Annotated in this window: 12 protein-coding genes, 1 tRNA gene and 2 pseudogenes; 9 read left to right on the top strand and 6 right to left on the bottom strand. The window is 55.9% G+C overall.

Annotated features, from left to right (window positions below):
- Positions 1 to 39: 39 nt before the first annotated feature.
- On the bottom strand, positions 40 to 252 hold the full coding sequence (gene ybcJ, locus IMX17_RS12860) for a ribosome-associated protein YbcJ (protein WP_193549827.1): 213 nt from the start codon (positions 250 to 252) through the stop codon (positions 40 to 42).
- A 10-nt stretch (positions 253 to 262) separates the two neighbouring features.
- Entirely contained in the window at positions 263 to 1129 is an 867-nt protein-coding gene (gene folD, locus IMX17_RS12855) for a bifunctional methylenetetrahydrofolate dehydrogenase/methenyltetrahydrofolate cyclohydrolase FolD (protein WP_193549826.1), read from the bottom strand.
- Positions 1130 to 1334: 205 nt separating this feature from the next.
- Here folD and IMX17_RS12850 point away from each other — a divergent pair, with 205 nt between their 5' ends.
- From IMX17_RS12850 to IMX17_RS12840, 3 genes are all read left to right on the top strand, one after another.
- The gene (locus IMX17_RS12850) at positions 1335 to 1544 is read left to right on the top strand and encodes a hypothetical protein (RefSeq protein WP_033651127.1); all 210 of its coding nucleotides are present in this window, start codon (positions 1335 to 1337) and stop codon (positions 1542 to 1544) included.
- The gene (locus tag IMX17_RS12845; RefSeq protein ID WP_193549825.1) at positions 1541 to 1849 is read left to right on the top strand and encodes a hypothetical protein; all 309 of its coding nucleotides are present in this window, start codon (positions 1541 to 1543) and stop codon (positions 1847 to 1849) included. The genes IMX17_RS12850 and IMX17_RS12845 overlap by 4 nt, the downstream gene beginning before the upstream one ends.
- A gap of 96 nt (positions 1850 to 1945) precedes the next feature.
- Positions 1946 to 2022 (top strand) — tRNA-Arg (locus tag IMX17_RS12840).
- 21 nt (positions 2023 to 2043) lie between these two features.
- Here IMX17_RS12840 and IMX17_RS25235 read toward each other — a convergent pair.
- Together IMX17_RS25235 and IMX17_RS12835 are read right to left on the bottom strand one after the other, a co-directional pair.
- Positions 2044 to 2187: pseudogene (locus IMX17_RS25235) on the bottom strand (integrase); the annotation flags it as partial.
- 296 nt (positions 2188 to 2483) lie between these two features.
- Positions 2484 to 2834 carry a hypothetical protein gene (locus IMX17_RS12835; protein ID WP_193549824.1) on the bottom strand — a complete coding sequence of 117 codons (351 nt, stop codon included), beginning with the start codon at positions 2832 to 2834 and terminating at the stop codon, positions 2484 to 2486.
- Here IMX17_RS12835 and rfaQ point away from each other — a divergent pair.
- Together rfaQ and IMX17_RS12825 are read left to right on the top strand one after the other, a co-directional pair.
- Positions 2823 to 3983: a putative lipopolysaccharide heptosyltransferase III gene (gene rfaQ / locus IMX17_RS12830; RefSeq protein WP_193549823.1), complete on the top strand. Its 1161-nt coding sequence runs from the start codon at positions 2823 to 2825 to the stop codon at positions 3981 to 3983. The genes IMX17_RS12835 and rfaQ overlap by 12 nt on opposite strands.
- Before the next feature lie 51 nt (positions 3984 to 4034).
- Positions 4035 to 5282 carry an O-antigen ligase gene (locus IMX17_RS12825; protein ID WP_193549822.1) on the top strand — a complete coding sequence of 416 codons (1248 nt, stop codon included), beginning with the start codon at positions 4035 to 4037 and terminating at the stop codon, positions 5280 to 5282.
- A 178-nt stretch (positions 5283 to 5460) separates the two neighbouring features.
- Here the strand turns inward: IMX17_RS12825 and IMX17_RS12820 are convergent, their stop codons facing one another.
- On the bottom strand, positions 5461 to 6957 hold the full coding sequence (locus tag IMX17_RS12820) for an NCS1 family nucleobase:cation symporter-1 (RefSeq protein WP_042783826.1): 1497 nt from the start codon (positions 6955 to 6957) through the stop codon (positions 5461 to 5463).
- Positions 6958 to 7090: 133 nt separating this feature from the next.
- On the opposite strand from IMX17_RS12820, the gene IMX17_RS12815 reads away from it, so the two are divergent.
- From IMX17_RS12815 to puuE, 3 genes and pseudogenes are all read left to right on the top strand, one after another.
- A complete protein-coding gene (locus IMX17_RS12815) occupies positions 7091 to 7807 on the top strand; it encodes a GntR family transcriptional regulator (protein WP_033651130.1) in 717 nt (238 codons plus the stop codon).
- Positions 7807 to 8674 (top strand): annotated as a pseudogene (locus tag IMX17_RS12810) (aspartate/glutamate racemase family protein); the annotation flags it as partial. The gene IMX17_RS12815 and the pseudogene IMX17_RS12810, both read left to right, overlap by 1 nt.
- On the top strand, positions 8595 to 9497 hold the full coding sequence (gene puuE, locus IMX17_RS12805; protein ID WP_227414577.1) for an allantoinase PuuE: 903 nt from the start codon (positions 8595 to 8597) through the stop codon (positions 9495 to 9497). The pseudogene IMX17_RS12810 and the gene puuE, both read left to right, overlap by 80 nt.
- Positions 9498 to 10140: 643 nt before the next feature.
- Here the strand turns inward: puuE and IMX17_RS12800 are convergent.
- On the bottom strand, positions 10141 to 11322 hold the full coding sequence (locus tag IMX17_RS12800) for a hypothetical protein (RefSeq protein WP_182264987.1): 1182 nt from the start codon (positions 11320 to 11322) through the stop codon (positions 10141 to 10143).
- 803 nt (positions 11323 to 12125) lie between these two features.
- On the opposite strand from IMX17_RS12800, the gene IMX17_RS12795 reads away from it, so the two are divergent.
- Entirely contained in the window at positions 12126 to 12269 is a 144-nt protein-coding gene (locus IMX17_RS12795; RefSeq protein ID WP_162837200.1) for a hypothetical protein, read from the top strand.
- Positions 12270 to 12386: the final 117 nt, after the last annotated feature.

Raw genomic sequence — 12386 nt, 5'->3', positions numbered from 1 at the left:
AAAGGCGCTGGATTCAGCGCCTTTTTCTATGGCTGCGGGTTAGGGTTTAACCATGACCTTGCCGCCGCCTAACTCCACCACCTGATCGGCGACGATCTTGCAGCGCTTGCGGGTTTCGACCTTGCCGTCGACTTTCACCAGCCCTTCGGCGATGACTTCTTTGGCGGCGCCGCCGCTTTCACACCAGCCCTGGAACTTCAGCAGATCGCACAGTTCGACATGGGGATGATTGTCCAGATTGAAAATTTCCATACTGCCTTACTTATTTAGGTTGAACGTCGTGATATTCCTCGCAGGCCTGCAAGGTATTTTGGATCAGTGTAGCCACGGTCATCGGGCCAACGCCACCCGGCACCGGGGTGATGTAGGCGGCGCGCTCGCTGGCGGCGTCGAAATCGACATCGCCCACCACTTTACCGCTTTCCAGGCGGTTGATGCCGACGTCCACTACGATGGCGCCCGGTTTGATCCAGTCGCCCGGAATGAAGCCCGGTTTGCCGACCGCCACCACCAGCAGATCGGCGTTCTCGACGTGATGACGCAGATTCTTGGTGAAGCGGTGGGTGACGGTGGTGGTGCAGCCGGCCAGCAGCAGCTCCATGCTCATCGGGCGGCCGACGATGTTGGACGCGCCGACCACCACGGCGTTCAGGCCGTAGGTATCGATGTTATAACGCTCCAGCAGGGTGACGATGCCGCGCGGCGTGCATGGGCGCAGCTTGGGCGCGCGCTGGCACAGGCGGCCGACGTTGTACGGGTGGAAGCCGTCGACGTCTTTGTCCGGATGGATGCGTTCCAGCACCTTGACGTTATCGATGCCGGCCGGCAACGGCAGCTGCACCAGAATGCCGTCGATTTCCTCATCGGCGTTCAGCTCGTCGATCAACGCCAGCAGCTCGGCCTCACTGGTGGCAGCGGGCAGGTCGTAGGAGCGGGAGAGGAAGCCGACTTCATCGCAGGCGCGGCGCTTGCTGGCGACGTAAATTTGCGAAGCCGGATTCTCGCCGACCAGCACAACCGCCAGCCCTGGCGCGCGCTTGCCGGCCGCCAGACGTTGTTTCACTTGCTCAGCCACTTCGTTTCTAACCTGCTGCGCAATCGTTTTACCATCAATAATCTTTGCTGACATCAGTGTGGAAATCCATCAATTAAGAAAAGCGGGGATGCCGCTATTCTGTCAGAAGCTGAGCGCGCTGTCAGGCGCAGAATCACCCTCGCCGCCGTTGGCGAGGCCGATTTACGCTTTTTTTATGCCGGCTTCAGGAACCTCTACGCCATTTTTACCGGCATTTGCATACGCTGGGGCCATACACAGGGCGAAAGAGGGCAGGATCATGAGAGCGATAACCCGGCTTTATCCGTTGCATCATCAGCCTGATCAGCAACTGGCGCAGCCTAAGCACGTTGGCGAGACGGTGTTCGATTCTTCGCTGCATCCGGCGGACAGTGAGCAACTCACCGCGCTGCATCAGCTTTGTCAGCACCAGGCGACGCCGTCGTGGCGGGCGCGCCTGAGCGCCCTGTGGCGGAAGCTGTGCGCATGAACGGCAGCGCATGGGTAGGGTGCGGGCTATTGCTGGCTTGGGCGCCGTGGAGCCAGGCTTCTTTAAACAGCGTGCGCCCCGACGCCACACTGGGGGAAAGGGTGGCGGCGACCTGCAACGCGCGGGTGGTTGAGCATGCCGATTGGGGCGACATTACGGCGGTCGTTCAGTCCGTGCGCCTTTGCCTGCGGCGGGGCGATGGGCGGCAAGGGGCCGAACGCACGCCGGGCGATACCGCGGTCGGCCTGGCGCAACGCAGCATAGCGCGGGCCGCCGCACGGGCGCTGGCGGAAAAAACGCCATAAAGCACGGCCGCCGCCGTAACGTCATGAAAAGGCATTGACTCGCTAACCTCTGACCGTATAATCGCAACCCGCAGCCGCAGGTTGCCGCATCTCAATGCGCCCTTAGCTCAGTTGGATAGAGCAACGGCCTTCTAAGCCGTAGGTCATAGGTTCGAATCCTATAGGGCGTGCCATTAAGTATCAATGAGTTATGCTCATTCCCCCACTGCAAGATTTTCCAAAAGTGCCAGATTAGTGACATTGCCCGCCAAGACTTCGTCAATTTTTCTCGCATGTTCGGTTAGATAGGTTGGGGATAGGTGAGCGTATCGCTGTACCATTTCTATACTCTCCCAACCGGTCTATTCTCCAAAGCTCAGTTTTTCGACGGTCGTGCAATTTCTGCGCTTGGCGAGTGATTAGGTATCCGGCCGCGGCGCCGCTGTTCCACCGGTGAAAACGCCTATTTTCCCCTCCACGTTTATTCGCTAACGATGGCTCACTTCCCGCACCGGGCTCTCCGGTCGGGGGAGGGAGTTCAGCACGGCCGCATGCTGCGGCAATAAAAGATATGAACAACCTCAATGGGTTAGGAGTTTTCTCGGTAACCCTGCAATTTGTAAAGGATTGATCGTTTTCAACGATCGGTAGGATCTTATTGATCTGCACAACCAATTATCTTTGCTGCATGGTCGCCGTTAAGATCGGGCAGGATATTATTCGGTGGTAACTCTTTATTCATCCGGTGAATACCACGTAGCGCTCGACAATTTATCAGGATAAAACCCCCGTACTCAGCCATGACGAGAACGTCTGCTAATCGCCCGCTTTCCAGCGATAACGAGATTGACGGTTCAGGGAGCACGGCAGAGAGAACGGCGTTTTCTCCCTGCAGCCTTCTCGGGTTTTCGAACCGTGGCGCAGCGCTATTTTTATCCTCACGGACTCTTTCGGCCCTGCAGCGGCCTTTTGTATTTTTCTGAGGCGACGAACCATGAATGCCCATCGCACCACCGGCAAACGCCCCGTATCCCCGCTGGCCACACTCCCCGATCGCCGGGTGCCCAATGCGCTTTTGCACCGGGATAGCGTGCAACGCATTCTCGTCATCAAGCTGCGCCACTTTGGCGACGTCCTGTTGATGACGCCGGTGCTCAGCACATTGCGCGTCAACTACCCCAATGCACTGATCGATGTGCTGGTCTATGACGGCACCGAGGCGATGCTGGCCGGCAATCAGGATGTTTATCTGGCCTTTACCGTGGATCGAGAGCTCAAGCACGAGGGGCTGAAAGCGCAATACCGCGGCGAATATGCGTTATGGAACAGCCTGCGGACCGGCCATTACGATCTGGTGATCAACCTCTCCGATCAGTGGCGGGCGGCGTTGTATTGCCGTTTTCTCAAACCGACCTTCAGTCTGGGGTTTCGCTACCCCAAACGCGACAATCGACTCTGGCGGGCCTGCCATTCGCTACTGGTCGACGTTGCCGGCCCGGCGCAGCACACCGTGCTGAATAATCTCAGCATTCTGACGCCACTGGCCTTTCCCACGACCATCACGCAGGTGACGCAGGCCTGGCGGCAATCTGATGTGGATGACGTTGACCGGCTCAGTCGACGCCATCATCTGACCGATTTTGTGCTGATACAGCCGACCGCACGCTGGGCTTTCAAGACCTGGACGGTGGACGGATTCAGCGCCGTGATTAACCACCTGACCGCCCAGGGCAGAACGGTGGTGCTCACCGGCGGACGCACGCAAGATGAAGCCGCCATGATAAGCGCCATTATGGCCGGCTGCCGGTTACCGCGGCGGGTGATTAATCTGGCCGGGCGTCTGGAGCTGCCGGAACTCGCGGTGTTGATTGACCGGGCGCGGCTGTTTATCGGGGTCGATTCGGTGCCGATGCACATGGCCGCCGCGCTGAATACGCCCTCGGTGGTGTTGTTCGGGCCCAGCGACCTCGCGCAATGGTCCCCGTGGCAGGCGCCCCACACGTTGCTGTGGGCCGGAGATTATCGTCCGCTGCCCGCCCCGGAAGCCGTTGACACCAACACCCGCGAGCGTTACCTCGCGGCCATCCCGGCCGGCGATGTGATACAGGCGGTTAACAGGCAACTGGCATCCCTCGTCGGGTCTGCGCAGCGTTAACCCTGCGCGGCCTTCCACCGTGTTTTTTCTCTTATCAATGAGTACGCCACGATGCTATTCAACTCAGCAGTTTCCTCGTCGCTACAGACGCCCCTTCAGCAACGGTTGTTTGCGTTTACCGCCTTTTTGCTGGGAGCCTCCCTCCCGACCTCCAATCCCCTGATGAATATCTCACTGGGGCTGGTTGTCGTCTGTCTGCTCTGGCTGCGCGATATCCGGCAGTGGGCTGCACTGGTTTGTCATCCCCTGGTCTGGTTGCCGGCCCTGATGTTTGCGCTGCTGGCGTTGTCATTGCTGACGCATGCTCACGCCTACGGCCCCAAAATGGTCGGCAAATACCAAAAATTGCTGTATGTCCTGCCGCTGGCGCTGTTCTTTCTGGCCGACTCGCGGCTGATGACGCAATTTGTCCGCGGCTTTTTGTGGGCCAATGCCGCGATATTGGCCATCAGCTTCATGAGCGGGCTTGGCCATGTCACATTGGGCGGGCTGAATCCCGACAACCCTACGGTGTTTAAGCTGCAAATCACCCAGAACGTGTTTATGGCGCTGGCGGCGCTGGTCTGGTTGTCGCGTGCTTTTGCCTGTAGCGGAAAACGGCGCTGTGGGTATGCGGGACTGGTGTTGCTGGCGACGGTTAATGTTCTGCTGATGGTGCAGGGGCGTACCGGGTATGTGGCATTGGCCGTTGGCATGGGCATCTGGTTATTGCTTACCCTCCGGCGCAAGCAGCAAGTGGCCGTGCTCGGCTGCGGCATACTGGCTGTCGTGATGCTGGTCATGACCCCCAATCGCGCCATGGAGCGCCTGACGCTGGGCGTCCAGCAAATTCAGGGGTGCGTTTTCGCCCCGGCCCAAACGGCTTATGCGGCCTGCGACAACTCCATGGGGCAACGCACCGCTTTCGCCCGCGAAGCCCTGCGACTGATAAAGCAATCCCCGCTGCTGGGCAACGGTGCCGGCAGCTTTTGGTACGGCAATCCGTCCAGCGGCTATGGCGTGCATAATCCGCACAATGAATACCTGTTGGAAACGGTGCAGAGCGGCTTGCTGGGATTGATGGTGTTCCTCACCTGGATGTGGAGTTGCTACCGCGTCGCCTGGCGCTTGCCGCCGGCGCGCCGCAATCTGTTCGTTGCGGTGCTCAGCAGCTACATGGCCTGCCATCTGTTCAATTCATTCCTGCTGGACTCGTCCGAAGGGCACCTGTTTGTCATTATCGCCGCCTTGCTGGCCGGGCTTTCCCTCACCACTCCGCCGTCTCTTCATGCAGACTTGCCTCAACCCCAAATGCGATAGTGGGTTGATGTGCTTCGAAAATACGCGCTTGAACGCGGCGCTCAGCGTTCATCCGCGCATTGGTGAAAAGCCCAGCGGGCGCCTGGTTCGCTCACAACGGCCGCCCCGGCGTTAGCGCTAGGGCGGCGCGGTTGCGGATGGCTTTTTTCCCTTCCGCCGCAGTTTGCTGTGGGCGGAATTACTCTTTTTGCGCCATCACCTTCGCCCGGAACGCCGGACCTGCCACGGCGGCGCGCTCATCGCGGGCCAGCCAGCGGTAGGCGGTCGCGCCGAGGAAGACGCCGATAAACCAGCTGAAGTTGGCCACTTGGTGCAGAGCCGGAATAAAGCTGATGATCAGGCCAATGGCCACCGACGGCAGCAGCGCGGCAATGGCTTTCGGGTTAAAACCGTTGCGGTACCAGTATTTGCCTTTCGGGGTGTCATCAAACAGATCGTCCACGGATACCTGGCCGCGTTTGATCAGATAAAAATCGGCGATCAGGATGCCGAACAGCGGGCCAATAAAGGCGCCCAGCACGTCGAGGGTGTAGTGGATAAGCTCCGGCGAGTTAAACAAATTCCACGGCGTCAGCAGAATCGACCCAACGGCGGCAATCATCCCGCCGGTGCGGAAGCTGATTTTCTGCGGCGAACAGTTCGAAAAGTCAAAGGCCGGCGAGACGAAGTTGGCCACGATATTGATGCCAATGGTGGCGGTGATCATCGTCAGCAGGCCAATGGCGACCGCCAGATCGTTTCCAATGCGGCTGACGGTTTCAATCGGGTCGGTGATCATGTGGCCAAACAGTGATTGTGTGCCGGAAACAATCACTACGGTGACGATGGAGAACAGCAGGAAGTTGAACGGCAGGCCCCAGCGGTTGCCGCGGCGGATCTCGCCCATGTTTTTGCCGTAGCGGGAGAAATCGCCGAAGTTGAGCAGCGGCCCGGAGAAGTAGGAGACCACCAGCGCGGTGGCGGTGATCATTTGCCAGGTCTGCTCCCCGGCGGTCAGCGATTTGCTGGCCAGGGTAAAGGAAATCCCGTCAAAACCGGTCTTGTATACAATCCAGCCCGCCAGCGCCAGCATCACCACGTAGACTGCCGGCCCGGCGATATCGATGAAGCGCTTAATGGCGTTCATGCCGTGCCAAAAGACCATCGCCTGCAGCAGCCACATGGTGGCGAAGCATAGCCAGCCCAGGAGCGACAGCCCGAGGAAGCCGGTTCCGGTGAGCGTGGACAGCGACGGCCAGAACTTGAGCAGCACCAGCATCAGGGCGTTGGCCGCAAGGTAGGTCTGGATCCCATACCAGGCGAAAGCGATAAGCCCGCGGATCACCGCCGGGATATTGGCGCCAAAGACGCCAAACGCCTGACGGCAGATGACCGCATAGGGCACGCCGGCCATTTGGCTTGGCTTCGCCACCAGGTTGGCGCACAGCTGTACGATGCAAATGCCGATCAGCAGGCAGAGCAGCACCTGCCAACTGGCCAACCCGAGCGTGAAAAAGCTCGCCGCGACCACATAGCCCCCCATGCTGTGCACGTCCGACATCCAGAATGAAAAAATGTTGTACCAGCTCCAGTTTTGGTCGCGCGTCGGCGCGAGATCTTCATTACACAGTCGCGGGCTGTAGCCGGCGGTCGCGTCTTTGGCCGAAACCTGATGCATGTGTGTTGAATGTGGCATGAAACCTGCTCCTCTTGTTATGTGGATTGCTGAGGCTATTGCAGGATTCAGGCCACAATGGCTGATTTTGCATACAGAAACCGAGCATTATGTATACGATTTTGCTATCGATAGGTGAAACCGGAGTGGGTGAATGAATACTGAACATTGTCTCCAGGCCGCGCCAGCGCTGCAGGACAAAGATGAAACCATTTATCAGGCGTTGATGACGGCGATTGTCGAGCATCAGCTGCCGCCGGGCAGCAAATTGCCGGAGGAGGCGTTGTCCGACGTGTTTGCCGTGAGCCGCACCGGCATCCGTAAGGTGCTGCAACGACTCGCCGCTGTGCAAATGGTTAGCCTGAAGCCCAAACGTGGTGCATATGTCGCCAGCCCGACGGTGGAAGAGGCGCAGGCTATCTTCCGCACGCGCGCGCTGCTGGAGGTCGCCAACCTTCCCGATATTATCGCCCGCTGTCGGGCGCCCCATCTGGCGGCGCTGGAGCGCATTATTCAGCTGGAACAGCAGGTGCATGAGGCTTACGACGGCCCGGCGGCGATTCGCTATTCCGCCGATTTTCATATTCAGCTGCAGGCGATCTCGGGCAATTCGGTTATCACCGACATGGTGACGCGTCTTTGCCAGCGTTCTTCCCTGGTCATCGCCACCTGGGGCGCGCCGTGGCGGCAGGGGTGCCGTTGCGACGATCATCAGCAGTTGGTCGGTTTGTTGCGGGATAAAGCGCTGCAACCTCTGAGCGATGCCCTGATGCGCCATTTTGATCATATTGTCGCCAGCCTGCGCTTTGAGCGCGATGGCGTCAGCCTGCCCGATTTTTCCCGGTTGTTCGCCGGTTACAAGGAGCCGTGATGTCTTCTGTTTGCATACAGGTTATCAACCCCAACACCAGTCAGGCGATGACCGACACCATCGCCGCCGCCGCGCGCGCCGCCGCCGCGCCGGGTACCGAGATCCTGGCGGTGTGTCCGCGCGACGGGGCGCCGTCCATTGAAGGGCACTTTGACGAAGCCATCGCGGCGATCGGCGTGCTGGAACAGGTGAGGACGGGGCGACGGCAGGGCGTTGACGGTCATGTGATCGCCTGTTTCGGCGATCCGGGATTGCTGGCCGCGCGCGAGCTGGCGCAGGGGCCGGTGATCGGCATTGCGGAAGCGGCGATGCATATGGCGTCGATGGTGGCGACCCGTTTTTCGATCGTCACCACGTTACCGCGCACGCTGATTATCGCCCGCCACCTGCTGCATCAGTACGGTTTTCATCAGCATTGCGCGGCGCTGCACGCCATTGACTTGCCGGTGCTGGCGCTGGAGGACGGCAGCGGGCTGGCGCAGGAGAAAGTGCGCGAGCGCTGCATCCGCGCTCTGAAAGAGGATGGCTGCGGGGCGATTGTGCTCGGCTGCGGCGGAATGGCGACGCTGGCGCAGGAACTGACCCGCGAGCTGCGGGCGCCGGTGATTGATGGCGTCAGCGCGGCGGTAAAAATGGTGGAGTCGCTGGTGGCGTTGGGGTTATCGACCAGCAAACAAGGGGACTTGGCCTATCCCGAAACCAAAGCGTTAAGCGGTCAATTTCAGTCGTTAAATCTATTTTAAAGGGATGAAGAATGGTCATTGTCGATGAGAATTACCCCCGCGACCTGCGAGGCTACGCCGGAGATCCGCCGCACGCGCGCTGGCCGGGCAACGCGCGGATTGCCGTGCAGTTTGTGCTCAATTACGAGGAGGGCGCGGAGAATCATGTGCTGCATGGCGATGCGGGATCGGAACAGTTTCTCTCCGATATTATCGGCGCAGCCAGCTATCCGGCGCGCCATATGTCGATGGATTCGCTGTACGAATACGGCAGCCGGGCGGGCTTTTGGCGGATCCACCGCGAGTTCAGCCGGCGTGGCCTGCCGCTGACGGTCTTCGGCGTGGCGATGGCGCTGGCGCGTCAGCCGGAGATTGTCGCGGCGATCAAAGCGGCGAAATACGATGTGGTCAGCCATGGCTGGCGCTGGATCCATTATCAAAATATGGATATCGCTGAGGAGCGCGAGCATATGCAAAAAGCGGTGCAAGTGCTGGCCGACCTGTTCGGTAAAGCGCCTACCGGCTGGTATACCGGGCGCGATAGCCCCAACACTCGGCAACTGGTCGTGGAGCAGGGCGGTTTTGATTATGACAGCGATTATTACGGCGATGATTTGCCGTTCTGGAGCGAAGTGGCGTGCGGCGACGGCAGCCGTCGGCCGCACCTGATCGTTCCTTACACGCTGGACGCCAACGACATGCGTTTCGCCACCGCTCAGGGGTTTAATACCGCCGAGCAATTTTACACCTATCTGAAAGACAGCTTCGACGTGCTGTACGCTGAGGGTGAGGAGGCGCCGAAGATGATGTCGGTGGGGATGCACTGTCGTCTGCTGGGCAGGCCGGGGCGTTTTCGCGCGCTGCAGCGTTTTCTCGATTATATCCAGCAACACGAACGGGTGTGGGTCTGTACGCGGCAGCAGATAGCGGACCACTGGCGCGAGACCCATCCGTATCCGGGAACATGACGCATGCCTGGCGGCGTTGTGTCGGCTCCACTGCGAAAACGCCGCCTGCACGTCACGTTTTCAAAGACATGATACGTATGAAAGGCCGCCCTCTCTGCGCCGCTGATGTGACGGGCACGGCGTGATACCGCTCGCCAGTCGGGAGTACTCGAGGCCATTTGACGCTGTGGGGGAGGATTTCAACAGGGGATAGGGGATTAAAAAACCTCGCCGAAGCGAGGGTTTTGTGTACTATGTGACGCTAAGCCATTAAATTAAAAAAAGATAAGTAAGATAGACGATAACAGCAAAAGCCAATGCACTGTATCGCAGGACATCGTATCGCAAGCGGCGCTTGTTTATTCTCACGCCTCCTCCATTCAGTCAGTCTGCCAAAGGTTCGATGAACCACTATGAAATATAGATGTGAAACTCATAACGGATTTTATTTTTTCTGTATTTTGACGTCCGTCGCAATGTGACGGACCTGGCATTGATTTCCAGAATGTGAAGAGGTGAGCAATACGGTTAACTAGATATGATGCTCATGGTTAGCATGAGAGTGTTAACAGAGGGGCGTTGTCGGCATGGGGAGATGTCATCAACGTTAGAACGGCGCTTATATGAGCCGGGGTTAATATCGGCTCATATAAGCGATGGGATGTTATTTAGATATAGGTACGTTCACCGAGATGTTAAGAGATTCGTTCGGGGATTTTCTTTTGGCGTAATATTTTTCGGTCAGAATGTAATAATAAATAGCGATAACAAAACCATCTATTGTAAAAAGTGAGACGGTAGAGGTGAAAATGATCAAAAGAATCAGATCGAAACTTTTGAAGTTCATTACCTGCAGTCCGATGGCCGCTGTGATGAAGCCGATCACGCCCAGGTTAATAAATATGCCGTTCAGGCCAACATTAGGCGTGAAGCCTGCCCCGCCGCCACGAGAGATCAAATAATTGACCATACCCATCTTGGAGTTGTCAAAGCAGTTGTAATCATCGGCACAGCCTAAGAAAAGACTCTTTATATCCATATACTGAATCATATAAGAGGCTGACAGTCTGTGCGCGATTGACTCATTAGGGATGTAAAAATTGGGATCGCCGATGTTTAAATAAGTGGCAAACGATACCAGCGATAAGAAAAATACGGCATAGGTGATCGTTACCGGGATCTTGTTTATTATCCGTTTTAGAGGGTAAAGTATGCCAATGATCAACAGTGAGAATGAAACTTTTGACAGGCTGCATAGAAAACCTGCAGCGAAAAGCGCATATTCTTTTTTCTTCACATTGCCTTCGCGCAGCCTTATCAAGAAAACGACGGCAAGCAGAGAGGCAAAGAACCCCGCTTCCCTGGATAAGCCAGACATGCGAGGGAAAAGAATGATAGCAAATTGGTTGCTCGAAGTTTTGGTTGCGAACTGTCCCCAGATTAATTGGGAGAGGTTTTTAGGCCCCATTGCCAATGCCAGCGATTTGTCGACGAAAAATGCCACAAATTGCATTAGGCACCATACCAGGGAAATTAAAAAGCAAAAATAGACTTTTCGAGATATTTCATTTCGCATTGTGACAAAATAGAAAATCCCTAATGCTAAGACTGCAGATTTAATTGCGATGGTAGGGTTTATTGTGATTAAGCAAACTGCCATCCAAATGAACAGGAACGCAATTGTCTTGCGACTGACTTTTTGCATTCTACTCAGGAATGTTGTGTCGGCGAAAATTAATATTATCCATAAATAAAAGGTCATTCCTGATATATATGGATTAAATGGCACTGCAATGAAAAATATTGCAATCATCCAACGCAGTGTTTCATCATAAAAACGCTTCATGAAAAAATTCCCTTTCATAACAAGCATGCAAAAGAGTTTTTGGCTAATTCTTTGAATTTATCAAACTCTATTTTACCTAGAATGGTATTGCATTGTCTGATTTGTTTTTGTTTGATGATTTATTTGGTGTTAATCACTAATAATTTATTTTATTATGGTTTTTTATTCTAAGTTTAATTTGTTTTTATGTCTGATTTGGTTTTATAATCTGGTTGTTTTGCTTAAAAATTGACCACAAAAAGCTGGCATCAATAAGGTTAATCTGTAAGTTTGGCAATGAGTAGGGCGTTGCTGGTCATGTATGTTGTTATTTATCATGTGATTATGTTCTGGTGTTGATTGTTGTGACATATGGAAACATATTTTCTGTTTTGTGTGTGAGCATTTTCTAGCTGTGCGTGTACGGCATATTAAAAACGCTTAAAGAAAAGTGCAGTGTTATCGCTTTTCAACATGATGCTCATTTTTTTGCTCACGAGGAGGAAGTGGCACCCGGAATGCCTACGGTGCCTGGGGGCAGGTGGAATGAGGGATATCTGCGGCGGGCTTGCTGCGTTTCCTGTATACACAATGGGGCTGACAATGGGATTGCCGGGCTTTGTGCTGGATAACGACAGAATGGATAAGCGGTTTTCTGTTCCCTTCCGCTGGCCTCGTCACTTATTGCTCTGCTATCGATGTATTTATCTGTATGCCGAAACGATGCTGTCTTGTCCGCCACGAGGCTGTTTACCCACCGCCAATTGAACCTTCGTTTATTTTGCCGCGTTACAATAGGTGAAAATTTACCCATGGAGCCTATCGTGCGCAAATCCAGATTCTTTCTCGTGACCTTGCTGTGCCTGTGCGGCGCCGCCGTGCTGTACGTCATGGCTTACCGGGCGTTGGGGCATTACCTCAGCGACGGGGAGAAGGCCTACCCGGACATCACCGTTGAAATCCGCTGAGGTCCGTGCGCCGCCGCGGTGATTGCGCCGATTTTTTCGCACTGATTTACCCGCCATTTACCCGCCGTCGGCAATGATGACGCTGCGTCTCCACACTGTGTGGTTCTCTTGGGCGGA

It is taken from the genome of Serratia sp. X3 (assembly GCF_014982455.1).
Classification (GTDB): domain Bacteria; phylum Pseudomonadota; class Gammaproteobacteria; order Enterobacterales; family Enterobacteriaceae; genus Serratia; species Serratia ureilytica.
The sequence above is the reverse complement of the archived record's forward strand: the minus strand, read 5'-3'. Positions and strand labels throughout refer to the sequence as shown.